The 26,993-nt window shown below is 70.8% G+C and carries 24 protein-coding genes; 5 read left to right on the top strand and 19 right to left on the bottom strand.

From position 1 onward, the window contains the following. Positions 1-17 precede the first annotated feature (17 nt). Genes nuoN through ACFYU9_RS12130 form a run of 14 tightly spaced genes read right to left on the bottom strand, consistent with a single transcriptional unit; the run spans position 18 to position 15,785 of the window. Positions 18-1,670 carry an NADH-quinone oxidoreductase subunit NuoN gene (nuoN, locus tag ACFYU9_RS12195; protein WP_389344445.1) on the bottom strand — a complete coding sequence of 551 codons (1,653 nt, stop codon included), beginning with the start codon at positions 1,668-1,670 and terminating at the stop codon, positions 18-20. Beyond that, positions 1,667-3,256: an NADH-quinone oxidoreductase subunit M gene (locus ACFYU9_RS12190; protein ID WP_389344752.1), complete on the bottom strand. Its 1,590-nt coding sequence runs from the start codon at positions 3,254-3,256 to the stop codon at positions 1,667-1,669. The genes nuoN and ACFYU9_RS12190 overlap by 4 nt, the downstream gene beginning before the upstream one ends. Positions 3,257-3,261: 5 nt before the next feature. Then, complete coding sequence (nuoL, locus tag ACFYU9_RS12185; protein WP_389204910.1) at positions 3,262-5,157, bottom strand: NADH-quinone oxidoreductase subunit L; 1,896 nt, start codon at positions 5,155-5,157, stop codon at positions 3,262-3,264. A 10-nt stretch (positions 5,158-5,167) separates the two neighbouring features. Next, entirely contained in the window at positions 5,168-5,467 is a 300-nt protein-coding gene (gene nuoK / locus ACFYU9_RS12180) for an NADH-quinone oxidoreductase subunit NuoK (protein ID WP_389204911.1), read from the bottom strand. Beyond that, positions 5,464-6,291, bottom strand: coding sequence for an NADH-quinone oxidoreductase subunit J (locus ACFYU9_RS12175; protein WP_389204912.1), 828 nt, complete (start codon positions 6,289-6,291; stop codon positions 5,464-5,466). Before ACFYU9_RS12175 ends, nuoK begins: the two co-directional genes overlap by 4 nt. Continuing rightward, entirely contained in the window at positions 6,288-6,866 is a 579-nt protein-coding gene (gene nuoI / locus ACFYU9_RS12170; RefSeq protein ID WP_389204913.1) for an NADH-quinone oxidoreductase subunit NuoI, read from the bottom strand. The genes ACFYU9_RS12175 and nuoI overlap by 4 nt, the downstream gene beginning before the upstream one ends. After that, positions 6,859-8,187, bottom strand: a complete 1,329-nt coding sequence (gene nuoH, locus ACFYU9_RS12165) for an NADH-quinone oxidoreductase subunit NuoH (protein WP_389205290.1) — start codon at positions 8,185-8,187, stop codon at positions 6,859-6,861. The genes nuoI and nuoH overlap by 8 nt, the downstream gene beginning before the upstream one ends. Positions 8,188-8,216: 29 nt before the next feature. Next, positions 8,217-10,700: an NADH-quinone oxidoreductase subunit G gene (locus ACFYU9_RS12160; protein ID WP_389204914.1), complete on the bottom strand. Its 2,484-nt coding sequence runs from the start codon at positions 10,698-10,700 to the stop codon at positions 8,217-8,219. Continuing rightward, entirely contained in the window at positions 10,697-12,046 is a 1,350-nt protein-coding gene (nuoF, locus tag ACFYU9_RS12155; RefSeq protein WP_389204915.1) for an NADH-quinone oxidoreductase subunit NuoF, read from the bottom strand. The genes ACFYU9_RS12160 and nuoF overlap by 4 nt, the downstream gene beginning before the upstream one ends. Beyond that, complete coding sequence (gene nuoE / locus ACFYU9_RS12150) at positions 12,046-12,786, bottom strand: NADH-quinone oxidoreductase subunit NuoE (protein WP_389344443.1); 741 nt, start codon at positions 12,784-12,786, stop codon at positions 12,046-12,048. Before nuoE ends, nuoF begins: the two co-directional genes overlap by 1 nt. Next, positions 12,783-14,105: an NADH-quinone oxidoreductase subunit D gene (locus tag ACFYU9_RS12145; RefSeq protein ID WP_389204917.1), complete on the bottom strand. Its 1,323-nt coding sequence runs from the start codon at positions 14,103-14,105 to the stop codon at positions 12,783-12,785. The genes nuoE and ACFYU9_RS12145 overlap by 4 nt, the downstream gene beginning before the upstream one ends. Continuing rightward, on the bottom strand, positions 14,102-14,857 hold the full coding sequence (locus ACFYU9_RS12140) for an NADH-quinone oxidoreductase subunit C (RefSeq protein ID WP_389344441.1): 756 nt from the start codon (positions 14,855-14,857) through the stop codon (positions 14,102-14,104). Before ACFYU9_RS12140 ends, ACFYU9_RS12145 begins: the two co-directional genes overlap by 4 nt. Further along, positions 14,854-15,408 carry an NADH-quinone oxidoreductase subunit B family protein gene (locus ACFYU9_RS12135; protein WP_053654534.1) on the bottom strand — a complete coding sequence of 185 codons (555 nt, stop codon included), beginning with the start codon at positions 15,406-15,408 and terminating at the stop codon, positions 14,854-14,856. Before ACFYU9_RS12135 ends, ACFYU9_RS12140 begins: the two co-directional genes overlap by 4 nt. Before the next feature lie 17 nt (positions 15,409-15,425). Continuing rightward, positions 15,426-15,785, bottom strand: coding sequence for an NADH-quinone oxidoreductase subunit A (locus tag ACFYU9_RS12130; protein WP_030494815.1), 360 nt, complete (start codon positions 15,783-15,785; stop codon positions 15,426-15,428). A 671-nt stretch (positions 15,786-16,456) separates the two neighbouring features. Between ACFYU9_RS12130 and ACFYU9_RS12125 the strand changes: the two genes are divergently transcribed. After that, positions 16,457-17,281 carry a C40 family peptidase gene (locus tag ACFYU9_RS12125; protein ID WP_389204919.1) on the top strand — a complete coding sequence of 275 codons (825 nt, stop codon included), beginning with the start codon at positions 16,457-16,459 and terminating at the stop codon, positions 17,279-17,281. Between the two features lie 176 nt (positions 17,282-17,457). On the opposite strand, the gene ACFYU9_RS12120 is transcribed toward ACFYU9_RS12125, so the two are convergent. Then, the gene (locus ACFYU9_RS12120) at positions 17,458-18,324 is read right to left on the bottom strand and encodes an NAD(P)-dependent oxidoreductase (protein ID WP_389204920.1); all 867 of its coding nucleotides are present in this window, start codon (positions 18,322-18,324) and stop codon (positions 17,458-17,460) included. An 84-nt stretch (positions 18,325-18,408) separates the two neighbouring features. Here ACFYU9_RS12120 and ACFYU9_RS12115 point away from each other — a divergent pair, with 84 nt between their 5' ends. Beyond that, positions 18,409-19,407 (top strand): helix-turn-helix domain-containing protein, encoded by a 999-nt coding sequence (locus tag ACFYU9_RS12115; protein ID WP_389204921.1) that lies wholly within the window; start codon positions 18,409-18,411, stop codon positions 19,405-19,407. Between the two features lie 91 nt (positions 19,408-19,498). Here the strand turns inward: ACFYU9_RS12115 and ACFYU9_RS12110 are convergent, their stop codons facing one another. Next, positions 19,499-20,788: a geranylgeranyl reductase family protein gene (locus tag ACFYU9_RS12110; RefSeq protein ID WP_389204922.1), complete on the bottom strand. Its 1,290-nt coding sequence runs from the start codon at positions 20,786-20,788 to the stop codon at positions 19,499-19,501. Positions 20,789-20,893: 105 nt separating this feature from the next. Between ACFYU9_RS12110 and ACFYU9_RS12105 the strand changes: the two genes are divergently transcribed. Continuing rightward, positions 20,894-21,622, top strand: a complete 729-nt coding sequence (locus tag ACFYU9_RS12105; RefSeq protein ID WP_389204923.1) for a peptidase inhibitor family I36 protein — start codon at positions 20,894-20,896, stop codon at positions 21,620-21,622. Continuing rightward, entirely contained in the window at positions 21,619-23,115 is a 1,497-nt protein-coding gene (locus ACFYU9_RS12100) for a phosphodiester glycosidase family protein (protein ID WP_389344439.1), read from the top strand. The genes ACFYU9_RS12105 and ACFYU9_RS12100 overlap by 4 nt, the downstream gene beginning before the upstream one ends. Before the next feature lie 12 nt (positions 23,116-23,127). On the opposite strand, the gene ACFYU9_RS12095 is transcribed toward ACFYU9_RS12100, so the two are convergent. The 3 genes from ACFYU9_RS12095 to mqnC all read right to left on the bottom strand — a co-directional run bounded on the left by ACFYU9_RS12095 (position 23,128) and on the right by mqnC (position 25,719). Further along, entirely contained in the window at positions 23,128-23,823 is a 696-nt protein-coding gene (locus ACFYU9_RS12095; RefSeq protein WP_389204925.1) for a demethylmenaquinone methyltransferase, read from the bottom strand. Positions 23,824-23,912: 89 nt separating this feature from the next. Beyond that, the gene (locus ACFYU9_RS12090) at positions 23,913-24,512 is read right to left on the bottom strand and encodes a hypothetical protein (protein ID WP_389204926.1); all 600 of its coding nucleotides are present in this window, start codon (positions 24,510-24,512) and stop codon (positions 23,913-23,915) included. Between the two features lie 7 nt (positions 24,513-24,519). Continuing rightward, positions 24,520-25,719, bottom strand: a complete 1,200-nt coding sequence (mqnC, locus tag ACFYU9_RS12085) for a cyclic dehypoxanthinyl futalosine synthase (protein ID WP_389204927.1) — start codon at positions 25,717-25,719, stop codon at positions 24,520-24,522. Between the two features lie 185 nt (positions 25,720-25,904). On the opposite strand from mqnC, the gene ACFYU9_RS12080 reads away from it, so the two are divergent. Then, on the top strand, positions 25,905-26,969 hold the full coding sequence (locus ACFYU9_RS12080; protein ID WP_389204928.1) for an alpha/beta hydrolase: 1,065 nt from the start codon (positions 25,905-25,907) through the stop codon (positions 26,967-26,969). The last annotated feature ends 24 nt before the right edge of the window (positions 26,970-26,993 follow it).

Genomic DNA, 26,993 nt, shown 5'->3' with positions numbered 1-26,993 from the left:
GCCGGCGACGCGGCCGGCTACCGCACGAACACGCCCGCCTGGTTCGCCAGGTCCAGGAAGTACTGGGGCGCCACACCGAGCACCAGCGTGACCACCACGCCCGCGGTGATCGCCACCGACGTGAACGCCGACGGCACCGCGACCGTCGGGCCGTCGGCCTTCGGCTCGCTGAAGAACATCAGCACGATCACCCGGATGTAGAAGAACGCGGCGACCGCCGAGGACAGCACACCGACCACGACCAGCGCGCCGGCGCCGCCTTCCGCCGCCGCCTTGAAGACCGCGAACTTCCCCGAGAAGCCCGAGGTCAGCGGGATGCCGGCGAAGGCGAGCAGGAACACCGCGAAGACCGCCGCGACGAGCGGCGAACGGCGGCCGAGCCCGGCCCACTTCGACAGGTGGGTGGCCTCGCCGCCCGCGTCGCGGACCAGCGTGACGACGGCGAAGGCGCCGATCGTCACGAAGGAGTAGGCCGCCAGGTAGAACAGCACGGACGAGACGCCGCTCGGCGTCGCCGCGATGACACCGGCCAGGATGAAGCCGGCGTGGGCGATCGACGAGTAGGCCAGCAGCCGCTTGATGTCCGTCTGGGTGATGGCGACGACCGCGCCGCCCAGCATGGTGACGATGGCGACGCCCCACATGACCGGCCGCCAGTCCCAGGTGAGCCCCGGCAGCACCACGTACAGCACGCGCAGCATCGCGCCGAACGCCGCGACCTTCGTGGCCGCGGCCATGAAGCCGGTGACCGGCGTCGGGGCGCCCTGGTAGACGTCCGGGGCCCACATGTGGAACGGGACGGCGCCGACCTTGAAGAGCAGGCCCATCATCACCAGGGCGAAGCCGATGAGCAGCAGCACGTCGTTGCCCATGGTGCCGGCGAGCGCCGGGTCGATCGCGGTGACGTCGCCGCTGACGACCTCGGCGATCGTGTGGTAAGAGACGGAGCCCGCGTAGCCGTACAGCAGCGCGATGCCGAAGAGCAGGAACGCCGAGGAGAAGGCGCCGAGCAGGAAGTACTTGACCGCGGCCTCCTGCGACATCAGCCGCTTGCGGCGGGCGACGGCGCACAGCAGGTACAGCGGCAGCGAGAAGACTTCCAGGGCGACGAAGAGCGTCAGCAGGTCGTTGGCGGCCGGGAAGACCAGCATGCCGGAGACCGCGAACAGGGCCAGCGGGAAGACCTCGGTGGTGGTGAAGCCGGCCTTGACGGCCGCCTGCTCCTGCTCGCTGCCCGGCACGGCGGCGGCCTCGGCCGCGAAGGAGTCGACCTGGTGGCCGTGCCGGGCCGGGTCGAGCCGGCGCTCGGCGAAGGTGAACACCGAGACGATCGCGGCGAGCAGGATCACGCCCTGGAGGAACAGGGCGGGCCCGTCGACGGCGATGGCGCCCATGGCCGCGATGTGGGCCTTCGTGGAACCGTAGCCGCCGGCGGCGAGGCCGACGACCGCCGCGAAGGCGGCGGCCAGGGCCAGGACGCTCAGGAACACCTGGGCGAAGTGGCGGCCCTTGCGCGGCACGAACGCCTCGACGAGGACACTGACGACGGCCGCGCCGACGACGATGAGCACGGGCGACAGCTGGGTGTACTCGATGTGGGGTGCCGGGATCTTGTCGATCGGCCCGGCGGCCGCCGACGTCCACAGGCTGTGGACAGCCATGGAACTCACTTGGCCGCCTCCACTTCAGGGCTGGGGTCCTTCTGCTGGACATCGGACATGGTGTGCTGGACCGCCGGGTTGACGACGTCCGTCAGGGGCTTCGGGAAGACTCCGAGGAAGATCAGTACGGCGATCAGCGGAGCCACCACCGCGAGCTCGCGCGCCCGCAGGTCGGGCAGCTTGCGCACCTCCTCCTTCACCGGGCCCGTCATCGTCCGCTGGTAGAGGACGAGGACGTACAGCGCGGCGAGGACGATGCCGGTGGTGGCGATGATGCCGGCCACCGGATAGCGCGAGAACGTGCCGACCAGGACCAGGAACTCGCTGACGAACGGGGCGAGTCCGGGCAGCGACAGCGTCGCGAGGCCGCCGATCAGGAAGGTGCCGGCGAGCACCGGGGCGACCTTCTGCACACCGCCGTAGTCGGCGATGAGCCGCGAGCCGCGCCGGGAGATCAGGAAGCCGGCGACGAGCATCAGCGCGGCCGTCGAGATGCCGTGGTTGACCATGTAGAGCGTGGCGCCGGACTGGCCCTGGGTGGTCATCGCGAAGATGCCCATGATGATGAAGCCGAAGTGCGAGATCGACGCGAAGGCCACCAGGCGCTTCATGTCCCGCTGGCCGACGGCGAGCAGCGCCCCGTAGACGATGCTGATGAGCGCGAGGACGACGATCGCGGGCGTCGCCCACTTCGACGCCTCCGGGAAGAGCCCGAGGCAGAAGCGGAGCATCGCGAAGGTGCCGACCTTGTCGACGACCGCGGTGATGAGGACGGCGACCGGCGCGGTGGCCTCCCCCATCGCGTTCGGCAGCCAGGTGTGCAGCGGCCACAGCGGCGCCTTCACCGCGAAGGCGAAGAAGAAGCCGAGGAAGAGCAGCCGCTCGGTGCTGGTCGCCATGTCGAGCGAGCCACTGGCCCGCGCCGCCGTGATCTCCGTCAGGGAGAAGTTGCCGGCGACGACGTAGAGCCCGATGACCGCGGCCAGCATGATCAGGCCGCCGACCAGGTTGTAGAGGAGGAACTTGACCGCCGCGTACGAGCGCTGGGCCGCCGCGTTCTCCTCGGTGCCGCCGTGCGCGTGGTCGCCGAAGCCGCCGATGAGGAAGTACATCGGGATGAGCATGGCTTCGAACAGGATGTAGAAGAGGAAGACGTCGGTGGCCTCGAAGGAGAGCACCACCATCGCCTCGACCATCAGGATCAGGGCGAAGAAGCCCTGCGTCGGCCGCCAGCGCTTCGACGCCGTCTCCAGGGGGTCGGCGTCGTGCCAGCCGGCCAGCACGATGAACGGGATGAGCAGCGCGGTGAGCCCGATCAGCGCCACCCCGATGCCGTCCACGCCCAGCTCGTAGCGGACCCCGAAGTCCTTGATCCAGGCGTGGGACTCGACGAGCTGGTAGCGGTCGCCGCCCGGCTCGAACCGTACGAAGATCACGGCGGCGAGCACGAGCGTGGCGAGCGAGACGAACAGCGCGAGCCACTTGGCGGCGGTGCGGCGGGCGGCGGGCACGGCGGCGGTGAGCACGGCGCCCACCGCGGGCACGGCCGCCGTCACCGTCAGGAGCGGGAAGCCCGCGTTGACCACGTGGGACATGACAGTCACACCGCCCTCATCAGCAGGGTCGCGGCGATGATCACGGCCGCGCCTCCGAACATGGAGACCGCGTACGACCGTGCGTAGCCGTTCTGGATCTTGCGCAGCCGGCCGGAGAGCCCGCCGACCGAGGCCGCGGTGCCGTTGACCACGCCGTCCACGAGGCTGTGGTCGACGTAGACGAGGGAGCGGGTCAGGTGGGTGCCGCCGCGGACGAAGACGACGTGGTTGAAGTCGTCCTGGAGCAGGTCGCGGCGGGCGGCCCGGGTGAGCAGCGAGCCGCGCGGGGCGACCACCGGCACGGGGCGGCGCCCGTACTGGAGGTAGGCGAGGCCGACGCCGAGGACCATGACCACGATCGTGGCCGTGGTGATCGCGGCGGCGCCGATCGGCGGGTGGCCGTGCTCGAAGCCGGTGACCGGCTCCAGCCACGTCACGAAGCGGTCGCCGATGCCGAAGATGCCGCCGGCGAAGACCGAGCCGAAGGCGAGCAGGATCATCGGGACCGTCATGACCTTGGGCGACTCGTGCGGGTGCGGCAGCTCGCCCTTGGCGTCCGGCTGCCAGCGCTTCTCGCCGAAGAAGGTCATGAGCATCACGCGGGTCATGTAGTACGCGGTGATGGCCGCGCCGAGCAGGGTGGCCGAGCCGAGGATCCAGCCCTGGGTGCCGCCCTGGGCGAAGGCCGCCTCGATGATCTTGTCCTTGGAGAAGAAGCCGGACAGGCCCGGGAAGCCGATGATGGCGAGATAGCCGAGGCCGAAGGTGGCGAAGGTGACCGGCATGTACTTCCGCAGGCCGCCGTAGTGGCGCATGTCGACCTCGTCGTTCATGCCGTGCATGACCGAGCCGGCGCCGAGGAACAGCCCGGCCTTGAAGAAGCCGTGGGTCACCAGGTGCATGATCGCGAAGGCGTAGCCGATCGGGCCGAGGCCGGCCGCGAGGATCATGTAGCCGATCTGCGACATCGTCGAGCCGGCCAGCGCCTTCTTGATGTCGTCCTTCGCGCAACCGACGATCGCACCGAACAGGAGCGTGACGGCGCCGACGATCGTGACGACGAGCCGGGCGTCCGGGGCCGCGTTGAAGATGTCGGCGGAGCGGACGATCAGATAGACGCCGGCGGTCACCATGGTGGCGGCGTGGATGAGGGCCGAGACCGGGGTCGGGCCCTCCATCGCGTCACCGAGCCAGGACTGCAGCGGCACCTGGGCCGACTTGCCGCAGGCCGCCAGGAGCAGCATCAGACCGATCGCGGTCAGCTTGCCCTCGCCGGCGTCACCGGCGGCCTCCAGGACCGGCCCGAAGGCGAAGGTCCCGAAGGTGGTGAACATCAGCATGATCGCGATCGACAGGCCCATGTCGCCGACCCGGTTGACGATGAACGCCTTCTTCGCGGCCGTGGCCGCGCTCGGCTTGTGCTGCCAGAAGCCGATCAGGAGGTACGAGGCGAGGCCGACGCCCTCCCAGCCGAAGTACAGCAGCAGGTAGTTGTCGGCGAGGACCAGCAGCAGCATCGCCGCCACGAACAGGTTGAGGTAGCCGAAGAAGCGGCGGCGCCGCTCGTCGTGCTCCATGTACCCGATCGAGTAGACGTGGATGAGCGTGCCGACGCCCGTGATGAGCAGCACGAAGGTCATCGACAGCTGGTCGAGCTGGAAGGCGATGTCCGCCTTGAAGCCGCCGACCTGGATCCAGGTGAACAGGCGCTGGTGCAGGGCCCGGTCGTCGGCGCTCTTGGAGAGCATGTCGGCGAACAGGACGAGCCCGATCGCGAAGGACGCGCCGGCGAGCAGGGTGCCGAGCCAGTGCCCGGTCTTGTCGAGCCGCCGCCCGCCGCACAGCAGGACGGCCGCTCCGAGCAGGGGCGCCGCGACGAGCAGCGCAATGAGGTTGTCCACGGTCAGCCCCTCACAGCTTCATCAGGCTGGCGTCGTCGACCGAGGCCGAGTGACGGGCACGGAAGACGGACACGATGATCGCGAGTCCGACGACGACCTCCGCGGCGGCGACGACCATCGTGAAGAAGGCGATGATCTGGCCGTCGAGGTTGCCGTGCATACGGGAGAAGGTGACGAACGCGAGGTTGCAGGCGTTGAGCATCAGCTCGACGCACATGAAGAGCACGATCGCGTTCCGCCGGATGAGCACCCCGATCGCGCCGATGGTGAACAGCAGGGCGGCGAGATACAGGTAGTTGACGGGGTTCACCGCGTGGCCTCCTCTCCGTCACGGTCCTTGCGCCCCAGACGCTCCTCGGAGCGCTGCTCCAGGGCCCTGAGGTCCGACAGCGCCTGCTGCGACACGTCCCGGATCTGGCCGCGCTTGCGCAGCGTGGAGATCACGGTGAGGTCGGCGGCGGTGCCGTCGGGCAGCAGGCCGGCGATGTCCACCGCGTTGTGCCGGGCGTAGACGCCGGGTGCGGGCAGCGGCGGCAGGTGCGTGCCCTCGCGCACGCGCTGCTCGGACAGCTCGCGCTGGGTGCGGGCGCGTTCGGTGCGCTCGCGGTGGGTGAGCACCATGGCGCCGACGGCGGCGGTGATGAGCAGGGCGCCGGTGATCTCGAAGGCGAAGACGTACTTGGTGAAGAGGAGGGCGGCGAGGCCCTCCACGTTTCCGCCGTGGGCCGTGTTGGCCGCGCCGAGCCCGTCGAACTCCGTCAGGGAGGCGTGGGCGAGGCCGGCGACCAGCAGGACGCCGAAGCCGAGGCCGCAGGCGGCGGCCCACCAGCGCTGGCCCTTGATGGTCTCCTTCACCGAGTCGGCGGCGGTGACGCCGACGAGCATGACGACGAAGAGGAACAGCATCATGATCGCGCCGGTGTAGACGACGACCTGGACGATGCCCAGGAAGTAGGCACCGTTGGCGAGGTAGAAGACCGCCAGGACGATCATGGTGCCGGCGAGGCAGAGCGCCGAGTGGACGGCCTTGCGCATCAGGATCGTGCACAGCGCGCCGATGACGGCGACCGTGCCGAGGACCCAGAACTGGAACGCCTCGCCGGTGGAGGTCGTGTAGGCGGCGAGCTGGCTCATGCGTCCACCTCTTCCGGCTCGCCCTTCTCGCCCTTGGAGACCGCGACCTGACGGACCGTGCCGGGCGCGGCGCCGGTGACGGCGCCCCGGTAGTAGTCCTGCTCGTCCATGCCGGGGAAGATCGCGTGCGGGGTGTCGACCATCTCCTCGGTGAGGCCCGCGAGCAGCTGCTCCTTGGTGTAGATCAGGTTCTCGCGGGAGGAGTCGGCCAGCTCGAACTCGTTGGTCATCGTGAGCGCGCGCGTGGGGCACGCCTCGATGCACAGGCCGCACAGGATGCAGCGGGCGTAGTTGATCTGGTAGACCCGCCCGTACCGCTCGCCCGGCGAGTAGCGCTCCTCGTCGGTGTTGTCCGCGCCCTCCACGTAGATGGCGTCGGCGGGGCACGCCCAGGCGCACAGCTCGCAGCCGACGCACTTCTCCAGGCCGTCGGGGTGACGGTTGAGCTGGTGCCGGCCGTGGAAGCGGGGCGCCGTCGTCTTCTGCTGCTCCGGGTACTGCTCGGTCAGCCGCTTCTTGAACATGGCCTTGAAGGTCACGCCGAAGCCGGCCACCGGATTCTGGAAATCAGACACCGTCCGTCTCCTTTCCCTCACTCGCAGTAGCAGTATCGGAGCCACCACTGACAATCAGCTCCCCCTCGCCGCGGGGCCTGCGCCGCGGTACGGGCGGCAGGGACTGTCCGGGCAGGGGCGGTACGGGGAAGCCGCCGGCCATCGGGTCGAACGGGGCCTCGGCGGGGGCCTCGCCGGCGGCGCCCTTGGCCTTCTTGTCGCGGAAGACGTCCACGACGAAGGAGAGCAGCAGCACCGTGAGGACGCCCCCGGCCACGTACAGCACGATCGTCTGGAAGTCGTAGTTCTCGTTGCGCAGCGCCCGGACGGTGGCGACCAGCATCAGCCACACCACGGAGACCGGGATGAGCACCTTCCAGCCCAGCTTCATCAGCTGGTCGTAGCGGACGCGGGGCAGGGTGCCGCGCAGCCAGATGAAGAAGAACAGCAGCAGCTGCACCTTGAGGACGAACCAGAGCATCGGCCACCAGCCGTGGTTGGCGCCCTCCCAGAAGCCGGAGACCGGCCACGGGGCGCGCCAGCCGCCCAGGAAGAGGGTGGTGGCGACGGCCGAGACGGTCACCATGTTCACGTACTCGGCGAGCATGAACATCGCGAACTTGATGGACGAGTACTCGGTGTTGAAGCCGCCGACCAGGTCGCCCTCGGACTCCGGCATGTCGAAGGGGGCGCGGTTGGTCTCGCCGACCATCGTCACGATGTAGATGAGGAAGGACACCGGCAGCAGCACGATGTACCAGCGGTCGGCCTGCGCCTCCACGATCGCCGAGGTCGACATCGACCCGGAGTAGAGGAAGACGGAGGCGAAGGCTGCGCCCATGGCGATCTCGTACGAGATCATCTGCGCGGCCGAGCGCAGCCCGCCGAGCAGCGGGTAGGTGGAGCCGGACGACCAGCCGGCGAGGACGATGCCGTAGATGCCGACGGAGGCGACCGCGAGGACGTACAGCATCGCGATCGGCAGGTCGGTGAGCTGCATCGCGGTGCGCTGGCCGAAGATCGACACCTCGTTGTCGGCCGGGCCGAACGGGATCACGGCGATGGCCATGAACGCCGGGATGGCGGCGACGACCGGCGCGAGGACGTAGACCACCTTGTCGGCCCGCTTGACGATCACGTCCTCCTTCAGCATCAGCTTGATGCCGTCCGCGAGGGACTGGAGGAGGCCCCAGGGGCCGTGCCGGTTGGGGCCGACGCGCAGCTGCATCCAGGCGACGACCTTGCGCTCCCACACGATGGAGAAGAGCACGGTCACCATGAGGAACGCGAAGCAGAAGACGGCCTTGATCAGGACGAGCCACCAGGGGTCCGTGCCGAACATGGACAGGTCTTCAGCGGCGAGCGGCGTGTTCACGCCTGCACCTCCCTCGACGTGGTGGCCGGGCCGATGCGGACCGGGTCACCGGGGCGGGCGCCGGTGTCGGTGAGGACGCCGCGGCCCGTGGAGTTCAGCGGGAGCCAGACCACCCGGTCGGGCATCTCGGTGACGGCCAGCGGGAAGGTCACCGAACCGGCCGGGCCGGTGACTTCGAGGAGGTCGCCGTCCTTGACGCCGGTGGCCCGCGCGGTCTCGGCGGAGAGGCGGGCGACGGCGGCGTGCCGGGTGCCGGCCAGGGCCTCGTCGCCCTCCTGCAGCCGGCCCAGGTCGAGCAGCAGCCGGTGGCCGGCGAGGACGGCCTCGCCGTCGCCGGGGCGGGCGGCGGGCCGGCCGGGCTCGGCGGGCTCGCCGGCGCGCTCGCCGGTCCAGCCGCCGAGCCGGTCCAGCTCGCGCCGGACCGAGCGCAGGTCGGGCAGCCCCAGGTGGGCGTCCATCGCGTCGGCCAGCATGTGCAGCACCCGGGCGTCGGCCGGGGCCAGTGCCCTCGTCATCTGCTCCGGCTTCAGCGCGGCCTCGAAGAGCCGGGCGCGGCCTTCCCAGTTGAGGAAGGTGCCGGGCTTCTCGGCGACCGCCGCGACCGGCAGGACCACGTCGGCCCGCTCGGTGACCGCGCCGGGGCGCAGCTCCAGGGAGACGACGAAGGCCGCGTCGAGCGCTTCACGCGCGCGGGCCGGGTCCGGCAGGTCGTCGACCTCGACGCCGCCGACGACCAGGGCGGCGAGTTCGCCGGTGGCGGCGGCCTCGACGATCTGACCGGTGTCGCGCCCGTAGCCGTGCGGCAGTTCGCGCACGCCCCACACGCCGGCGACCTCCTCACGCGCGCGAGGATCGGTCGCGGGCCGGCCGCCGGGCAGCAGCGCCGGGATGGCGCCGGCCTCGACGGCGCCGCGCTCGCCGGCCCGGCGCGGGATCCACACCAGCTTCGCGCCGGTCGCGGTCGACGCCCGCACGGCGGCGGTCAGCGCGCCCGGCACCCCGGCGAGCCGCTCGCCGACGGCGATGACCGCACCGTCCTGGCGCAGCGCCTCCGCGGCGGCGGCCCCGTCCTGGGAGAGCCCGACCCGGGAGGTCAGCGCGTCCAGCCACTCGGTCTCGGTGCCGGGCGCGGCGGCGAGCAGCGTGCCGCCCGCCTTCTCCAGGCCGCGGGTGGCGTGGGACGCGACCGCGTAGGTCTTCTGTCCCTTCTTCCGCCACGCCTTGCGCAGCCGCAGGAAGACGCCGGGCGCCTCCTCCTCGGCCTCCAGGCCGACGAGCAGCACCGACGGCGCGGCTTCGAGCGAGGTGTACGTGACACCGGTGCCGTCCAGGTCCCGGCCGCGCCCCGCGACGACCGAGGCCAGGAAGTCGGCCTCCTCGCCGGAGTGCACGCGGGCCCGGAAGTCGACGTCGTTGGTGTCGAGGGCGACCCGGGCGAACTTGGCGTACGCGTAGGAGTCCTCGACCGTCAGCCGGCCGCCGGCCAGCACGCCGGTGCGCCCGCGCACGAGCCCGCGCGCCGCCGCCTCCAGGGCCTCCGGCCAGGACGTCTCCTCCAGCACACCGGTGTCGGCGTTGCGCACGAGCGGCGTGGTCAGCCGGTCGCGCTGCTGCGCGTACCGGAAGCCGAACCGCCCCTTGTCGCAGATCCACTCCTCGTTGACCTCGGGGTCGTCGGCGGCGAGCCGGCGCATGACCTTGCCGCGCCGGTGGTCGGTGCGGGTCGCGCAGCCGCCCGCGCAGTGCTCGCACACGCCCGGCGACGACACCAGGTCGAAGGGCCGGGAGCGGAAGCGGTACGCGGCCGAGGTCAGCGCGCCGACCGGGCAGATCTGGATGGTGTTGCCGGAGAAGTACGACTCGAACGGGTCGCCTTCGCCGGTGCCGACCTGCTGGAGCGCGCCGCGCTCGATCAGCTCGATCATCGGGTCGCCGGCGACCTGGTTGGAGAAGCGGGTGCAGCGCGCGCAGAGCACGCAGCGCTCGCGGTCGAGCAGCACCTGCGTGGAGATCGCGACCGGCTTCTCGTACGTCCGCTTCTTCCCCTCGAAGCGGGACTCGGCCTGGCCGTGCGACATGGCCTGGTTCTGCAGCGGGCACTCGCCGCCCTTGTCGCAGACCGGGCAGTCCAGCGGGTGGTTGATGAGCAGCAGCTCCATCACGCCGTGCTGGGCCTTCTCGGCGACCGGCGAGGTCAGCTGGGTCTTCACGACCATGCCGTCGGTGCAGGTGATGGTGCAGGACGCCATCGGCTTGCGCTGGCCCTCCACCTCCACGATGCACTGTCGGCAGGCGCCGGCCGGGTCGAGCAGCGGGTGGTCGCAGAAGCGGGGGATCTCGATGCCGAGCTGTTCGGCGGCGCGGATCACCAGGGTCCCCTTGGGGACGGAGATCCCGATGCCGTCGATGGTCAGCGTGACGAGATCCTCCGGCGGCACCGCCGCACCGCCCCCTCCGGGAGCGGACGTGGTGACGGTCATGCGTTCACCTCCCGGTGCTTGTCCGCCCAGGCGGTCGACTTGGCGGGGTCGAAGGGGCAGCCCTTGCCCGTGATGTGCTGCTCGTACTCCTCGCGGAAGTACTTCAGCGAGGAGAAGATCGGCGAGGCGGCACCGTCGCCGAGGGCGCAGAACGACTTGCCGTTGATGTTGTCGGCGATGTCACCCAGCTTGTCGAGGTCGGACATCACGCCCTTGCCGGCCTCGATGTCACGGAGCAACTGGACCAGCCAGTACGTGCCCTCGCGGCAGGGCGTGCACTTGCCGCAGGACTCGTGGGCGTAGAACTCGGTCCAGCGGGTCACCGCCCGGACGACGCAGGTCGTCTCGTCGAAGCACTGCAGCGCCTTGGTGCCGAGCATGGAGCCGGCGGCGCCGACGCCCTCGTAGTCGAGCGGGACGTCGAGGTGCTCCTCGGTGAACATCGGCGTGGAGGAGCCGCCCGGCGTCCAGAACTTCAGCCGGTGGCCGGGCCGCATCCCGCCGCTCATGTCGAGCAGCTGGCGCAGGGTGATGCCGAGCGGGGCCTCGTACTGGCCGGGCGAGGCGACGTGGCCGCTGAGCGAGTAGAGCGTGAAGCCCGGCGACTTCTCGGTGCCCATCGACGTGAACCATTCCTTGCCGCGGTTCAGGATCGCGGGAACCGAGGCGATGGACTCGACGTTGTTCACGACAGTGGGGCACGCGTACAGACCGGCGACCGCGGGGAAGGGGGGACGCAGCCGGGGCTGGCCGCGGCGTCCTTCCAGCGAGTCGAGCAGCGCGGTCTCCTCGCCGCAGATGTACGCCCCGGCGCCGGCGTGCACGGTGAGTTCGACGTCGAGCCCGCTGCCCAGCACGTTCCGGCCGAGGTAGCCCGCCTCGTACGCCTCCCGCACGGCCTCGTGCAGCCGGCGCAGGACGGGCACGACCTCGCCGCGCAGATAGATGAAGGCGTGGCTGGACCGGATCGCGTAGCAGGCGATCACGATGCCCTCGATGAGGGAGTGCGGGTTGGCGAAGAGGAGGGGGATGTCCTTGCAGGTGCCGGGCTCGGACTCGTCGGCGTTGACGACGAGGTAGTGCGGCTTGCCGTCACCCTGCGGGATGAACTGCCACTTCATCCCGGTGGGGAAGCCGGCTCCGCCGCGTCCGCGCAGGCCCGAGTCCTTCACGTACGCGATGAGGTCGTCGGGCGACATCGCGAGGGCCTTGCGCAGGCCCTCGTAGCCCTCGTGCCGCCGGTAGGTCTCCAGGGTCCAGGAGTCGGGCTGGTCCCAGAAGGCCGACAGGACGGGTGAGAGCAGTTTCTCCGGGCTGCTGTTGTTGATCTCGGCCGCCAAGGTCATCACGCTCCCTCCCCACTGGCTGTCTCGCCGCGCGGGTGGACGATTCGGGTGGGCTGGGTCTCGCCCTTGGCCAGGCGCAGACCGACGAGCGAGGCCGGTCCGGCGCCGCCGGAGGCCTCGACGGCGCCCTCGCGCTCGTCGGGGAAGCCGGCGAGGATCCGGGCGGTCTCCTTGAAGGTGCACAGCGGCGCGCCGCGGGTGGGCGAGACGGGGCGGCCGGCGCGCAGGTCGTCGACGAGCCGCTTGGCCGACTCGGGCGTCTGGTTGTCGAAGAACTCCCAGTTGACCATCACGACGGGCGCGAAGTCGCAGGCCGCGTTGCACTCGATGTGTTCGAGGGTGACCTTGCCGTCGGCGGTCGTCTCGTCGTTGCCGACGCCGAGGTGCTCCTTGAGCTCCTCGAAGATGGCGTCGCCGCCCATGACCGCGCACAGCGTGTTGGTGCACACGCCGACCTGGTAGTCGCCGGACTCCTTGCGGCGGTACATGGTGTAGAAGGTGGCGACCGCGGTGACCTCGGCGGTGGTGAGGCCGAGCATCTCGGCGCAGAAGCGCATGCCGGTGCGGGTCACATGGCCCTCCTCCGACTGCACCAGGTGCAGCATCGGCAGGAGCGCGGAGCGGGACCCCGGGTAGCGGGCGATGATCGCCCGCGCGTCCTCCTCCAGCCGGGCGCGGACCTCGGCCGGGTAGTCGGGCGCGGGCAGCTGGGGCATCCCGAGACTCACGTTCTCCGTCATCGGTCGACGCCTCCCATCACGGGGTCGATGGAGGCGACGGCGACGATGACGTCGGCGACCTGGCCGCCCTCGCACATCGCGGCCATGGCCTGCAGGTTGGTGAAGGACGGATCGCGGAAGTGGACCCGGTAGGGACGGGTGCCGCCGTCGGAGACGACGTGCACGCCGAGTTCGCCCTTGGGCGACTCGACGGCCGCGTACGCCTGTCCGGCGGGGACCCGGAAGCCCTCGGTGACCAGCTTGAAGTGGTGGATCAGGGCCTCCATGGAGGTGCCCATGATCTTCTTGATGTGGTCGAGGGAGTTGCCGAGGCCGTCGGGGCCGAGGGCCAGCTGGGCGGGCCAGGCGATCTTCTTGTCGCCGACCATGACCGGTCCGGGCTCCAGCCGGTCGAGGCACTGCTCGACGATCCGCAGCGACTGGCGCATCTCCTCCAGGCGGACGAGGAAGCGGCCGTAGGAGTCGCAGCTGTCGGCGGTCGGCACGTCGAACTCGTAGTTCTCGTAGCCGCAGTACGGGTCGGTCTTGCGCAGGTCGTGCGGGAGGCCCGCGGAGCGCAGGATCGGCCCGGTGGCGCCGAGCGCCATGCAGCCGGTCAGGTCGAGGTAGCCGACGTCCTGCATGCGGCCCTTGAAGATGGGGTTGCCGGTGGCGAGCTTGTCGTACTCCGGCATGTTCTTCTTGAGCTTCTTCACCGTCTCGCGCACGGCGTCGACGGCGCCGGGCGGGAGGTCCTGGGCGAGGCCGCCGGGCCGGATGAAGGCGTGGTTCATGCGCAGGCCGGTGATCAGCTCGTACAGGTCCAGGATCAGCTCGCGGTCCCGGAAGCCGTAGATCATGATCGTGGTGGCGCCGAGCTCCATGCCGCCGGTGGCGATGGCGACCAGGTGCGAGGAGAGCCGGTTGAGCTCCATGAGGAGCACCCGGATGACGCTGGCCCGGTCCGGGATGTCGTCGGTGATGCCGAGCAGCTTCTCCACCGCGAGGCAGTACGCCGTCTCGTTGTAGAACGAGGTGAGGTAGTCCATGCGGGTGACGAAGGTGGTGCCCTGCGTCCAGGTCCGGTACTCGAGGTTCTTCTCGATGCCGGTGTGCAGGTAGCCGATGCCGCAGCGGGCCTCGGTGACGGTCTCGCCGTCGATCTCCAGGATGAGCCGGAGCACGCCGTGGGTGGACGGGTGCTGGGGGCCCATGTTGACGACGATGCGCTCGTCGTCGGCCTTGGCGGCGGACTGCACGACCTCGTCCCAGTCGCCGCCGGTGACCGTGTAGACGGTCCCCTCGGTCGTGTCCCTGGGCTCTGCCGATGGGGTGTTCACGAGTACGACCTCCGCTGGTCCGGAGCCGGGATCTGGGCGCCCTTGTACTCGACGGGGATGCCGCCGAGCGGGTAGTCCTTGCGCTGCGGGTGGCCCGGCCAGTCGTCCGGCATCATGATCCGGGTGAGCGCGGGGTGGCCGTCGAAGACGATGCCGAAGAAGTCGTACGTCTCGCGCTCGTGCCAGTCGTTGGTCGGATAGACCGGGACCAGCGACGGGATGCGCGGATCGGCGTCGGGTGCCGAGACCTCCAGGCGGATCAGCCGGCCGTGGGTGAGCGAGCGCAGGTGGTAGACGGCGTGCAGCTCGCGGCCCTTGTCGCCGGGGTAGTGGACGCCGGAGACGCCCGTACACAGCTCGAAGCGCAGGGCGGGGTCGTCGCGCAGGGTGCGGGCGACCCGGACGAGGTGTTCGCGCGCGATGTGGAAGGTCAGCTCGCCGCGGTCGACGACCGTCTTCTCGATCGCGTTCCCGGGGACCAGGCCCTGTTCCTCCAGGGCGCCCTCCAGCTCGTCGGCGACCTCGTCGAAGCTTCCGTACGCGCCTGCGCCGCTCGGGCCGCCGTACGGGCGGGTGGCCTCGCCGGGGAGCCGGACCGAGCGGACCAGGCCGCCGTAGCCGGAGGTGTCGCCGCCGTTGTTCGCGCCGAACATGCCGCGCTGGACGCGGACCTCCTCGCCGTGCTCGCCGCGCTGGCCCGGCAGGTTCTGGACGCTGAGCTCCTTGTCGGGGTTGGGTGTCTCGTCGCTCACCGGAGCAGACCCTTCATCTCAATGGTGGGCAGCGCCTTGAGCGCCGCCTCCTCCGCCTCGCGGGCCGCCTCCTTGGCGTTCACGCCGAGCTTGGAGGTCTGGATCTTCTGGTGGAGCTTGAGGATCGCGTCCATCAGCATCTCGGGCCGGGGCGGGCAGCCGGGCAGGTAGATGTCGACCGGGACGATGTGGTCGACGCCCTGCACGATCGCGTAATTGTTGAACATTCCGCCCGAAGACGCGCAAACCCCCATGGAGATGACCCACTTGGGGTTCGGCATCTGGTCGTAGACCTGCCGCAGGACGGGCGCCATCTTCTGGCTGACGCGGCCGGCGACGATCATCAGGTCGGCCTGGCGCGGGGAGCCGCGGAAGACCTCCATGCCGAAGCGGGCCAGGTCGTAGCGTCCGGCGCCGGTCGTCATCATCTCGATGGCGCAGCAGGCGAGGCCGAAGGTCGCGGGGAAGACGGACGCCTTCCGGACCCAGCCCGCGGCCTGCTCGACGGTCGTCAGCAGGAAACCGCTCGGCAGCTTCTCTTCGAGTCCCATGGGTGCTCCTCAGCCCCTCAGTCCCATTCCAGGCCGCCGCGCCGCCACACGTAGGCGTAGGCGACGAAGACGGTGAGCACGAAGAGCAGCATCTCCACGAGCCCGAAAAGCCCCAGGGCGTCGAAGGTGACGGCCCAGGGATAGAGGAAGACGATCTCGATGTCGAAGACGATGAAGAGCATCGCCGTCAGGTAGTACTTGATCGGGAAGCGGCCGCCCCCGGCCGGTGTCGGCGTGGGTTCGATGCCGCACTCGTACGCCTCAAGTTTTGCCCTGTTGTACCGCTTTGGCCCGATTAGCGTGGCCATGACCACGGAGAAGATCGCAAACCCGGCTCCCAGGGCACCGAGCACGAGGATGGGCGCGTACGCATTCACGCTCCTCGCTCCTTCCAGTCGTCCTTGACCGTTGGACCGCACTGTCGGGACATGAGGCCTCGCGGAAGATCGCCCACATGTGAGGCAGTTCACAAGCCCGACGTCCGCGTATCTTAAGCCCGCCCCTCTGTGATCTGCGACACGGGGTGCGCCAACGACTTTGTGATCTCCACCACCTGACGAAGGATCATGAAGTCGGATGAGCGGTGATCTTGCCACTCGAAGCGCCCAGGTGATCACCAGATGTGACATCCGTACCGGAAATCGCTGGTCGAGAGGGGTGTCGCACTATCAAGAGTTGGGCCGTACAGGCAAATTGGCACTGGGACGCGTGCGGGTGATAAGGGATCCGGCCATCGCCCGGTCGAGGGGTCCGGCGTACCGCAGTGGACGTGTGCGCGCATTCACGAGCCCTGATGTGACCTGCGTCACTCGGTCGCGGTCACCGGAAGAACGGGGCTTGGCCATCGACGTGAAGAGGTGGTAAGCGGCGGGCAATTCGGACGTTTCATTGAAAACACGTGATCAAGGCCCTGTTGATGCGTGCCCGATTTGCCCGTTACGGCGTCAATAAGGGTGTGAGAGAAGCGGATTAACCGATTCCGGACGTAACTGTGGCGCAACCCACGTTTCTTGAAGGGAACCCCGAAGCCCTGATAGCGGTTGTTCCCATGTCCCAGACCGCTCCCATACGTAGCCACCGGAAGCCCCGCCAGAGCGCCTCGAAGCTTGCGCTCCGGGCCGGAGTTGCCGGTGGCGTCCTCAGCACCATCGCGGTGGCCGGTGCCGCCGCCCCGGCGAACGCCGAGCCGCTGACCGAGAAGACCCTCGAGATGCCCACCCTGGGCTCCCTCGACGCCGATCTCGCCGGCGCCGTCTCCGCCTCCGCCGAGGCGACCCAGCAGGAGGCCCTGGACCAGGACCTGGCGGCGCAGGAGAACGCGGCGCTGCAGAAGGCCGCGAAGGACGCCAAGAAGGCCAAGGCCGAGGCGGAGCGCAAGGCCGAGGCCGAGCGCGCCGAGAAGGCCCGCGCCGAGGCCCGCGAGCGCGCCTCCCGCACGTCGACGCGCACCTCGCTCTCCGCGGGCTCCTCGTCGTCGTACAGCTCCATGTCGAGCTCGGACAACTCGCAGGTCGCCACCGGCTCCGCCGCCGCCATCGTCGCCTTCGCCAAGGCGCAGATCGGCGACGCCTATGTCTCCGGCGGCACCGGCCCCAACTCCTGGGACTGCTCCGGCCTCGTGCAGGCCGCCTACCGCCAGGCCGGCATCGACCTGCCGCGGGTCTCCTACGACCAGTCGAGCATGGGCAGCTCCGTCTCCCTGAGCAACCTCCAGCCGGGCGACGTCCTCTACTGGGGCTCGCGCAGCGGCTCGTACCACGTCGCGATCTACGTCGGCGGCGGCAAGTACGTCGGCGCGCAGAACCCGTCCACCGGCGTGGTCGAGCGCGACCTGAGCTGGGACCCGCCGTCGGGCGCCGTGCGCATCCTCTGATCGCGCACACACGTACGAGACGAAGGGCCGTCACTCCTCGGGGGAGCGACGGCCCTTCGCCGTTTCATCCGCAATGGTGAATCACTTCAGGAATGGTGGTCTACCTCCGGAAGGGCAGATTGCGTCCGGAAGGGTGAGCTACCTCCAGGATCATGAACTACCTCCGGGATAGTGAACTACCTCCGGAATTCCTCGATGATCCGCGCGTAGCTGTCGCCGCCGTGCCCGGCCGCCACCGCCCGCCGCATCATCTCCAGGTGCAGTCGCGGCAGCCCGTTGTCCAGGCCCCGCTCCTCACCCGCGTGCAGCAGATGGGCGATCGAGGCCACGTGCACGTCGAGCGTCGCGTCGTCGCCCGGGTACTCCCCCGCGTCGATCTGCTCCGCGTACGTGGTCACGAACCAGGCCAGCGTGCGCAGCCAGCGCACCGCCACCCCCGCGAACTCCTTCGCCGGCACGCCGTCGGCGCCGGTCAGCGCGGTGGCGTGCAGCCAGCCGCCGAACACCGACCACATCATGCCGAGCAGCCCCGCGTCGTACAGCGAGGCGAGCCCCGCGTCCGCGCCCAGGTCCACCGGGTCGCCGAGGACGGCGAGCGCCGGGCGGTGCGCGGCCAGCAGCTCGGGCCCGCCCGCGTAGAGGATCATGCTGTCGCCGCCGATGCCGGGCGGGGTCGTCATGATGCCGCCGTCGAGGTAGCCGATGCCGTGCCCGGCGGCCCACTCGGCCTCCGCGCGGGCCTGCTCGGGCGAGCCGGAGGTGAGGTTGACCAGGACCCGGCCGCGCAGCCGGGCGGCGACGGGGTCGAGCAGGGCGCGGACGGCCGGGTAGTCGAGGACGCAGACCACGACGAGCTCGCTCGCCTCGACCGCCTCGGCGACGGTGGCGGCACGGCGGGCGCCGCGGGCGACGAGGGCGTCGGCGCGGGCGGGGGTGCGGTTGAAGACGGTGGTGGGGTGGCCGGCGTCGAGGAAGGCGGCGGCGAGGGCCGTGCCCATCTGTCCGAGGCCGATGACGGTGACGGGAGTGCGCTTCGTACTCATGGCTCCACGCTCGCAGTGGCCGGATCCGGCCGACAGGAGACGGACTGCCGCCCGCCGCACCATTCCTGCCATAGGCTCGCGATCATGAGCGTCACGGACTCAGGTGTCATGGACTCGAACGTCACGGGCTCGCGCGCGGGATCGGTGGCCGTCGTCCTCGTGCCCGACGAGCGGGGCGCGATCTCTCCCTGGGACCTGTACGAACTCTCCGTCGCCTCCATGGTCTTCGGCATCCCGCACACCGACCTCGCCGACCCCTGGTACGCGCTGCGGGTCTGCGGACCCGCCCCGCACGGCACGCACGGCCTGGAGGGGCTGGCGGGCGCGGACACCGTCATCGTGCCGTCCGTGCCGGACGCCGTGGTGGAGCGCCGGCAGGAGCTGCCGGCGGAGCTGGTGGCGGCGCTGCGGGCGGCCGCCGCGTCCGGCGCCCGGATGGTGTCGATGTGCAGCGGCGCCTTCGCGCTCGCCGCGGCCGGGCTGCTCGACGGGCGCCGGGCCACCCTCCACCACGCGTACGCGGCCGAACTGGCCGCCCGCCACCCGGCGGTGACGGTCGACCCGGCCGTGCTCTACACCGACGACGAGACCGTGCTGACCAGCGCGGGCGCCGCCGCCGGCCTGGACCTGTGCCTGCACCTCGTACGCAAGGACCTCGGCGCGGCGGTCGCGGGCGCGCTCGCGGGCCGGCTCGTCGTCCCGGCCCAGCGCTCCGGCGACCGCCCGCAGTTCGTGGCGGCGCCGCTGCCCGCGGGTGGCGAGGAGGACACGCTCGGGCCCGTACTCCACTGGGCGCTGGAGCGGCTGCACGAGCCGCTGTCGGTGGACGAGCTGGCGCGCCGGGCGCGGATGAGCCCGCGCACCTTCCACCGCAGGGTGCGGGAGGCGCACGGCACCACGCCGCTGCAGTGGCTGCTGCAGCAGCGGGTGGCGCGGGCCCAGACGCTCCTGGAGGCGACCGACCTGCCGGTGGAGCGGATCGGCGAGGAGAGCGGCCTGGGCTCGGCGGCGAACCTCCGCCGCCACTTCACCCGGACGGTCGGGGAGTCCCCGACCGCCTACCGGGCCCGCTTCACGCCGTAGGAGCCGCCTCTTGGAAGCCGCCCCGGGGCTGGAAGCCGCCCCTTGGGAGCCGCGCCTCGGAAGCGGCGCCTCGGAAGCGGCGCCTCCGGCACTACGCCTTCGGGGCGACCTTCGACAGGCCGTTGATGATGCGGTCCATCGCGTCGCCGCCCGTCGGGTCGGTGAGGTTGGCCAGCATCTTCAGCGTGAACTTCATCAGCAGCGGGTGGGTCAGACCGTGCTGCGTCGCGACCTTCATGACCTTCGGGTTGCCGATGAGCTTCACGAAGGCGCGGCCCAGCGTGTAGTAGCCGCCGTAGGTGTCCTTGAGGACCTTCGGGTAGCCCTGGAGGGCCAGTTCGCGCTGGGCCGGGGTGGCGCGGGCGTGCGCCTGGACGATGACGTCGGCGGCGATCTGGCCGGACTCCATCGCGTAGGCGATGCCCTCGCCGTTGAACGGGTTGACGAGGCCGCCGGCGTCGCCGACGAGCAGCAGGCCGCGGGTGTAGTGCGGCTGGCGGTTGAAGGCCATCGGCAGGGCGGCGCCGCGGATCGGCGTCGTCATGTTCTCCGGGGTGAAGCCCCAGTCCTCCGGCATGGACGCGCACCACGCCTTGAGGACCTCGCGCCAGTCCAGCTCGCGGAAGGCCTTCGAGGAGTTGAGGATGCCGAGGCCGACGTTGGAGGTGCCGTCGCCCATGCCGAAGACCCAGCCGTAGCCGGGCAGCAGCCGGTCCTGCGGGCCGCGCCGGTCCCACAGCTCCAGCCAGGACTCCAGGTAGTCGTCCTCGTGGCGCGGGGTCGTGAAGTACGTGCGGACGGCCACGCCCATCGGCCGGTCCTCGCGCCGGTGCAGGCCCATGGCGAGCGACAGCCGGGTGGAGTTGCCGTCGGCGGCGACGACGAGCGGCGCGTGGAAGGTGACCTCGCGCTTCTCCTCGCCCAGCTTGGCGTGGACGCCGGTGATCCGGCCCGTGCGGTCGTCGATGATCGGAGCGCCCACGTTGCAGCGCTCGTAGAGCCGCGCCCCGGCCTTCTGGGCCTGCCGGGCCAGCATCTCGTCGAAGTCGTCCCGCTTGCGGACGAGTCCGTAGTCCGGGTACGAGGCGAGGTCCGGCCAGTCGAGCTGGAGCCGCACCCCGCCGCCGATGATCCGCAGGCCCTTGTTGCGGAGCCAGCCGGCCTCCTCGGAGATGTCGATGCCCATCGCCACGAGCTGCTTGGTGGCGCGCGGGGTGAGGCCGTCGCCGCACACCTTCTCGCGCGGGAACGCGGTCTTCTCCAGGAGCAGGACGTCGAGTCCCGCCTTGGCCAGGTAGTACGCGGTGGTCGAACCCGCCGGGCCGGCCCCGACGACGATCACATCTGCGCTGTGCTCGGACAGGGGCTGCTGCTCGGTCACGGCGGGGTCTCCCGAAGGGTCGGAGGTGGAAAGGTGCGGTTCCGAGTCTATGGGGCGCGTAATCGACTGTCCGGGGGGCCACCCGGCAGTGCAGGATCCTCCACCATGATCATCGATCGCACATCCGTACGCCGGCGAAGAGCGTGGCTGGTCTCCGGCGTCCTCGCCCTGCTCTCCGCCGCGTTCCTCGTCCTGCCGGCGGACGCCGAGGCCGACCCCTTCCCCGACTGCCCCGCCGGACTGTTCTGCGTCTACGACGGCAGCGGCGGCACCGGCAGCCGCCTCGACCTCGCCGAGGGCGCGAAGGCCGAGCGGGACGCCGGCACCGTCCTGTCCGTACAGAACAACTCCCGCATGTGGGCCTGCGTGTACGGCAAGCCCGAGTACGGCGGCGGGCTCCAGACCGTCAAGCCGGGCAACCCCGACGAGTACGTCACCGACGGGACCCGCTGGGTGGTCGGCTCGTACAAACTGGTGCCCACCCGCGCCCTGTGCTTCACCGGCTACGAGCGCTGCCCCGACGGCAAGGCGTGCACCTTCGCCGAGCGCAACGGCCGCGGCACCATGGCCGTCCACACCCCGGGCACGGACGCCGCCACCCAGAACTACGGCAACAGCTACGGACCCGAGGTCCCCTCCGCGTCCGTGTTCAACCGCACCGGCAAGCACCTCTGCTTCTATCCGTCCGGCACGTACACCGGCACCTGGACGCAGGGCACCACGACCTACGGCGCGTACGTCGTGCTGCGCGGCCAGAGCGTCACCGTCCCCGCCCCGTTCGCGGGCACGTTCCGCTCCCACGAGCTCGTCAACGGAACCACGGAGTGTCAGTGACCACGACCCCGCGCCCGGCCCTCGCCGTCGCCGCCGCCCTCACCGCGACCCTCGCCCTGACCACCTCGACCGCCCCGGCCTCCACGGCCGCGGAGACCGTGCCGAGCCCGCTCGCCGCGAACTGGACCCCGACCACGGTGCCCGGCGCCGACACCCTCCCCGCCGGTGTCACGGTCACCGGCTGGACCGAGAAGAGCCCGGACAACCGCACCAGACCCCGCCTGCTCCAAGTCGTCGAGATCGACCCCGCCGCCGCGCCGCTCGACCTGTCGGCCACCGTCGGAGCCGGCGACGGCCTCGCCGAGACGGTCGCCGACCAGCTCGCCGGGGTCAGTGCGACGCCCACCCGGCACCCCGCGGCCGGCGTCAACGGCAGCCTGTTCAAGTCGGAGCCCTCGCATCCCGACCTGAGGCAGGCGCTGCCCCTCACCCTCCAGCACATGGGTGTCTCGGTCACCGACGGCGTCCTGCACAGCGCCAGTTGCTGGGGCGCGGGCCAGGGCACCTCGGGCGCCGTCGTCCAGTACGGCGTCCCGTACATCACCAAGCTGCGCACGGACCTCGGCCTGACCGCGGCCGACGGATCCCCCGCCCAGCCGCTCGACGACATCAACCGCGACCCGGGCCGCGCCCGCGGCTGCGCCCGGGACGCCCAGGACAAGCCCGTCCCCGAGGCCGTCGCGAAGCAGAAGGGCGTCTACGCCGACCCCGACGAGATCGTCCTGTTCACCGCCGACTACAAGTACCCGGTGCCCAAGCCCGACCTCGACCCGACGATCACCACCGACGACGACCCCGGCTTCGAGGTCGTCCTCGACTCCACGGGCAAGGTGACGGCCGCCCGCGAAGGCCGCGGCGGCGGCAAGGGCAGCACCGTCCAGGTCAGGGTGCCGTCGGGCGGCCGCATCCTGCAGGGCGTCGGAACCGGCGCCGCGTGGCTGCGCGACCACGCGCTCGCGGGCACCCACCTGGAGGTCTCCCAGAAGCTCACCGACACACGGCTCGGCCGGGAGATCCCGCTCGACCCGTCCGTCGACGTCGTGAGCTCCTTCCACCAGCTGCTGCGCGACGGCGACATCCCGGCCGAACTGCCCGACACCTGCGGCCAGACCGGCCCCGGCGCCACCCCCGGCACCGAGGTCTGCACCGACTCGCGGGTCGCCCTCGGCACGAACGTGCGCGGCCACACGGTGTTCGTCACCCTGACGGGACAGCTCCAGCCCGACAACACCACCACCCACGAGGACGGCGACTGGCTGCACGCCTTCGCCGAGCTCCTGGACTCCCCGGAGCTCGGCCTGATCGACGCGCTCAACCTCGACGGCGGCGGCTCGGCGACCCTGATCACCGCCACCGCCGACCCGGCCGGCCTGATGACCGGCACCACCGTGCGCACCCCGCCGACGGACCGCGTCAACGGCGTGTACGTGCACCGGGCCGTCTCCGACGCCGTGTACGCCGGGGTCAGCGGCTACGGCATGTACAAGAAGTAGCCCGCGTCCGCGCTACTCGGCCTTGAACCCCCGGTGCAGGGCGACGATCCCGCCCGTCAGGTTCCGCCAGGCGACCTTCGACCAGCCGGCCTTCTGCAGCAGCGCGGCGAGGGCCGGCTGGTCGGGCCAGTCCTGGATGGACTCGGCGAGGTAGACGTACGCGTCGGGGTTGGAGGACACGGCCCGCGCGACCGGCGGCAGCGCGCGCATCAGGTACTCCTCGTACACCGTGCGGAACGGCGCCCAGGTGGCGTGCGAGAACTCGCAGATGACGACGCGGCCGCCGGGCTTCGTCACCCGGTACAGCTCGCGCAGCGCCTGGTCGGTGTCCTGGATGTTGCGCAGGCCGAAGGAGATGGTGACGGCGTCGAAGGAGTCGTCCCTGAACGGCAGCCTGGTGCCGTCGCCCGCCGTGAACGGCATCCACGGGTGCTTCTGCTTGCCGACCCGCAGCATCCCGAGCGAGAAGTCGCACGGCACGACGTAGGCGCCCGCGCGCACGAACGGCTGCGAGGACGTCGCCGTCCCGGCCGCCAGGTCCAGGATCTTCTGGCCCGGGCGCGCGTCGACCGCCTTCGCGACCTCCTTGCGCCAGCGCCGGTCCTGGCCGAGGGAGAGGACGTCGTTGGTGAGGTCGTAGTTCGCCGCCACGTCGTCGAACATCGTGGCGACCTCGTGCGGCTGCTTGTCCAGGGTTGCGCGGGTCACTGGCGATCGCCTCACCTTGTGTCGTACGGCGGGATGCCGTCCGGATGACGTTACGCCCGCATTGTCGCAGGGCGGGTTCGCGGGAGCGGTCAGCGGGCCCGGTAGACCAGCCGGCCGCCGATGACGGTGGCCACGCACGTGCCCGCGCCCTCGCGGACGAGCGCCGCCCGGTCCGGCACGTCGAACACGGCGAAGCGGGCCGCGCCGCCCGCGGCCAGGGCGGGCAGCAGGACGAGCGGCACCGGCGACAGGGCCGGCGGGCCCGGCAGGCTCGGCGGGCGCCCGGCCAATGCCAGTCCGGCCCGGCGCACCACGTCCAGGACGGACCGGTCGCGCAGCTCGCCGGCGACGGCGACGGTGCCGTGCGCGAGGAGCCGCTGCACCCCGCGCCGCGCGCTGGCGCCGAGCCGCGCCGGGTCGGCGCGGAAGATCGCCCGCGCCCGCTCGCCGGTGATCGGCTCGGTACCGTACTCGTCGGCCTCGCGCGGATCCGGGTGGTAGGTCTGTTCGAGCAGCTCGGGGCCGTACGGGTTGAGCAGCCCGGGCGTCAGGATGCCGGGCCAGCGGCGCAGCCGGGCGTCCTGGTGGGCGGCGGCCAGCTCCTCGTACGGGCCGACGGCGGCGAGGCGCGCGCCGTCGACCAGGACCGCGGTCCCGGGCGACGCCTCGGCGGCGTGGAGGGTGAGCATCGCCGGGTCAGTTGGCGTCGAGGAGCTTCAGCTCGGGGTGCGCCGTGCCGCCCTCGATCGCGATCGAGGAGATGTGCGAGGCGACGCGCTCGTCGACCGGGTCGTTCGCCGGGTCGTCGTGGACGACGAGGTGCTCGTAGGTGGTGGCGCGCTGGGCCGGGACGCGGCCCGCCTTGCGGATCAGGTCGATGATCTCCAGGCGGTTCGAGCGGTGCTTGGCGCCCGCCGAGGAGACCACGTTCTCCTCCAGCATGATCGAGCCGAGGTCGTCCGCGCCGTAGTGCAGCGACAGCTGGCCGACCTCCTTGCCGGTGGTGAGCCAGGAGCCCTGGATGTGGGCCACGTTGTCGAGGAAGAGGCGGGCGATGGCGATCATCCGCAGGTACTCGAAGAGGGTCGCCTGGGTGCGGCCCTTCAGGTGGTTGTTCTCCGGCTGGTACGTGTAGGGGATGAAGGCCCGGAAGCCTCCGGTCCGGTCCTGCGTGTCGCGGATCATCCGCAGGTGCTCGATGCGCTCGGCGTTGGTCTCGCCGGTGCCCATCAGCATCGTGGAGGTCGACTCGACGCCCAGCTTGTGGGCGATCTCCATGATCTCCAGCCAGCGCTCGCCGCTCTCCTTCAGCGGGGCGATCGCCTTGCGCGGGCGCTCCGGGAGCAGCTCGGCGCCGGCGCCGGCGAAGGAGTCGAGGCCGGCCTCGTGGATGCGGGTGATGGCCTCCTCGACGGAGACGCCGGAGATGCGGGCCATGTGCTCGACCTCGGAGGCGCCGAGGGAGTGGATGACCAGCTGCGGGAAGTCCTTCTTGATGGCCGCGAAGTGCTTCTCGTAGTACTCCACGCCGTAGTCGGGGTGGTGGCCGCCCTGGAACATGATCTGGGTGCCGCCGAGCTCCACGGTCTCCGCGCAGCGGCGCAGGATGTCGTCGAGGTCGCGGGTCCAGCCCTTCTTGGTGTCCTTGGGCGGCGCGTAGAAGGCGCAGAACTTGCACGCCGTCACACAGACGTTCGTGTAGTTGATGTTGCGCTCGATGATGTACGTCGCGATGTGCTCGGTCCCGGCGTACCGGCGGCGGCGCACGGCGTCGGCGGCGGCGCCCAGCGCGTGCAGCGGCGCCGAGCGGTACAGGTCGAGCGCCTCCTCGGGGGTGATCCGGCCACCCGCGGCGGCGCGGTCGAGAACAGACTGGAGTTCGGCCTTCTCGGTCACCGGATGTCCCTTTCGGAGGGGTGTGTACAAGTACTCAACGGACCCGGCCAGCCTACGCCAGCACCCCTCCGCGGATTCGGGGCGGCCCCGAGCCAACCGATCCGGCGCGGCGCCCATCTCCTACAGCGGAATCCGTCGTTTGCCCCGAATCCGCTCAGGGCCTGACGTAAGCACCGGAGTCAGCCATGAACCGTCCCTCCACCCGGACCTCCCGGGCCCTGGCCGCCGCGCTCGCGGTCGGCACCACGCTCGCCGTGGTGGCCGGCTGCTCGGACCAGGGGGCCGACCCGGTCTCGTTCGACACGCCGCGCGGCACCAAGCCCCTGCAGCAGCAGGCGGTGCAGCACCACGGGAAGACGGGGGCCGGCACCCGGGTGCCCGAGACCCTCTTCCCGACCGGCCCCAAGGCGACCTTCGAGGACGCCAACACCGTGGAGGACGGCACCAAGATCGGGGTGACCGAACTCCACGGCGACAAGTCCGGGTTCACCGGCAAGGTGTGGGTGTGGGCCCCGAAGCAGTATTTCGACCCCAAGTACGCGAACAGCGGGTTCCCGGTGCTGATCTCGCTGCCCGGCGGCGTCGGCTATCCGACGAATTACTGGATGGGCACGGACCTCAAACTGCAGTCGAGCATCGCGCAGTGGTCCCAGGAGGGAAAGAGCCTGCCGTTCATTGTCGTGATGCCCGTGCTCAACCCGGACGCCCACCACTACTACGACGGCAGTGATATTCCGGGCCAGCCGAGAATCGGCACCTGGCTGACCGAGGACGTGCCGGATTTCGTCCGGGCGAATTTCCGCACCTTCAAGTCCCGGGACGGCTGGGCGTTCATGGGTTCGTCCTCGGGCGGCTTCGTCGGCCTGAAGTCCGTGCTGCAGAAGCCGGACAAGTTCAAGGCCGTGATCGCCTCGGGCCCGGACATCATCCCGGACTCGCCGCTCTGGAAGGGCTACGAGCCGGCGCGCCTCGCCAACGACCCGCAGCGGCTCGCCGCGGCGCTCATCCGCAAGCCCGACACTCCCGCGAACCGGGTCTACCTGGCGTTCCAGCTGGGCACGAAGGAGACCAAGCTCGCGCCGCACGTGAAGGCGTTCATCCGCGACTACACGAACAAGGGGCCGATCAGGTCCCGGCTCCAGGTCATCCCGAACGGCGCGCACAACGCGCGCACCTACATCAAGGGCATGGACATGGGATCGATCGCCTGGATCAGCCAGTACCTCCAGGCGCCGATCCCCTCGTCCTGACGGGCCCCTCGGCCCGGCGGGTAC

Source organism: Streptomyces sp. NPDC004327 (assembly GCF_042873935.1).
Taxonomy (GTDB): domain Bacteria; phylum Actinomycetota; class Actinomycetes; order Streptomycetales; family Streptomycetaceae; genus Streptomyces.
This window is presented reverse-complemented; position numbering and strand designations above follow the sequence as displayed.

Coding starts and splice junctions, on each gene's coding strand:
- ACFYU9_RS12190 (WP_389344752.1), bottom strand. CDS start 3,256: ATGTCCCACGTGGTCAACGCGGGCTTCCCGCTCCTGACGGTGACGGCG.
- ACFYU9_RS12175 (WP_389204912.1), bottom strand. CDS start 6,291: ATGAGCCAGCTCGCCGCCTACACGACCTCCACCGGCGAGGCGTTCCAG.
- nuoH (WP_389205290.1), bottom strand. CDS start 8,187: ATGTTCGGCACGGACCCCTGGTGGCTCGTCCTGATCAAGGCCGTCTTC.
- ACFYU9_RS12160 (WP_389204914.1), bottom strand. CDS start 10,700: ATGACCGTCACCACGTCCGCTCCCGGAGGGGGCGGTGCGGCGGTGCCG.
- nuoF (WP_389204915.1), bottom strand. CDS start 12,046: ATGACCTTGGCGGCCGAGATCAACAACAGCAGCCCGGAGAAACTGCTC.
- nuoE (WP_389344443.1), bottom strand. CDS start 12,786: ATGACGGAGAACGTGAGTCTCGGGATGCCCCAGCTGCCCGCGCCCGAC.
- ACFYU9_RS12135 (WP_053654534.1), bottom strand. CDS start 15,408: ATGGGACTCGAAGAGAAGCTGCCGAGCGGTTTCCTGCTGACGACCGTC.
- ACFYU9_RS12125 (WP_389204919.1), top strand. CDS start 16,457: ATGTCCCAGACCGCTCCCATACGTAGCCACCGGAAGCCCCGCCAGAGC.
- ACFYU9_RS12120 (WP_389204920.1), bottom strand. CDS start 18,324: ATGAGTACGAAGCGCACTCCCGTCACCGTCATCGGCCTCGGACAGATG.
- ACFYU9_RS12115 (WP_389204921.1), top strand. CDS start 18,409: ATGAGCGTCACGGACTCAGGTGTCATGGACTCGAACGTCACGGGCTCG.
- ACFYU9_RS12105 (WP_389204923.1), top strand. CDS start 20,894: ATGATCATCGATCGCACATCCGTACGCCGGCGAAGAGCGTGGCTGGTC.
- ACFYU9_RS12090 (WP_389204926.1), bottom strand. CDS start 24,512: ATGCTCACCCTCCACGCCGCCGAGGCGTCGCCCGGGACCGCGGTCCTG.
- ACFYU9_RS12080 (WP_389204928.1), top strand. CDS start 25,905: ATGAACCGTCCCTCCACCCGGACCTCCCGGGCCCTGGCCGCCGCGCTC.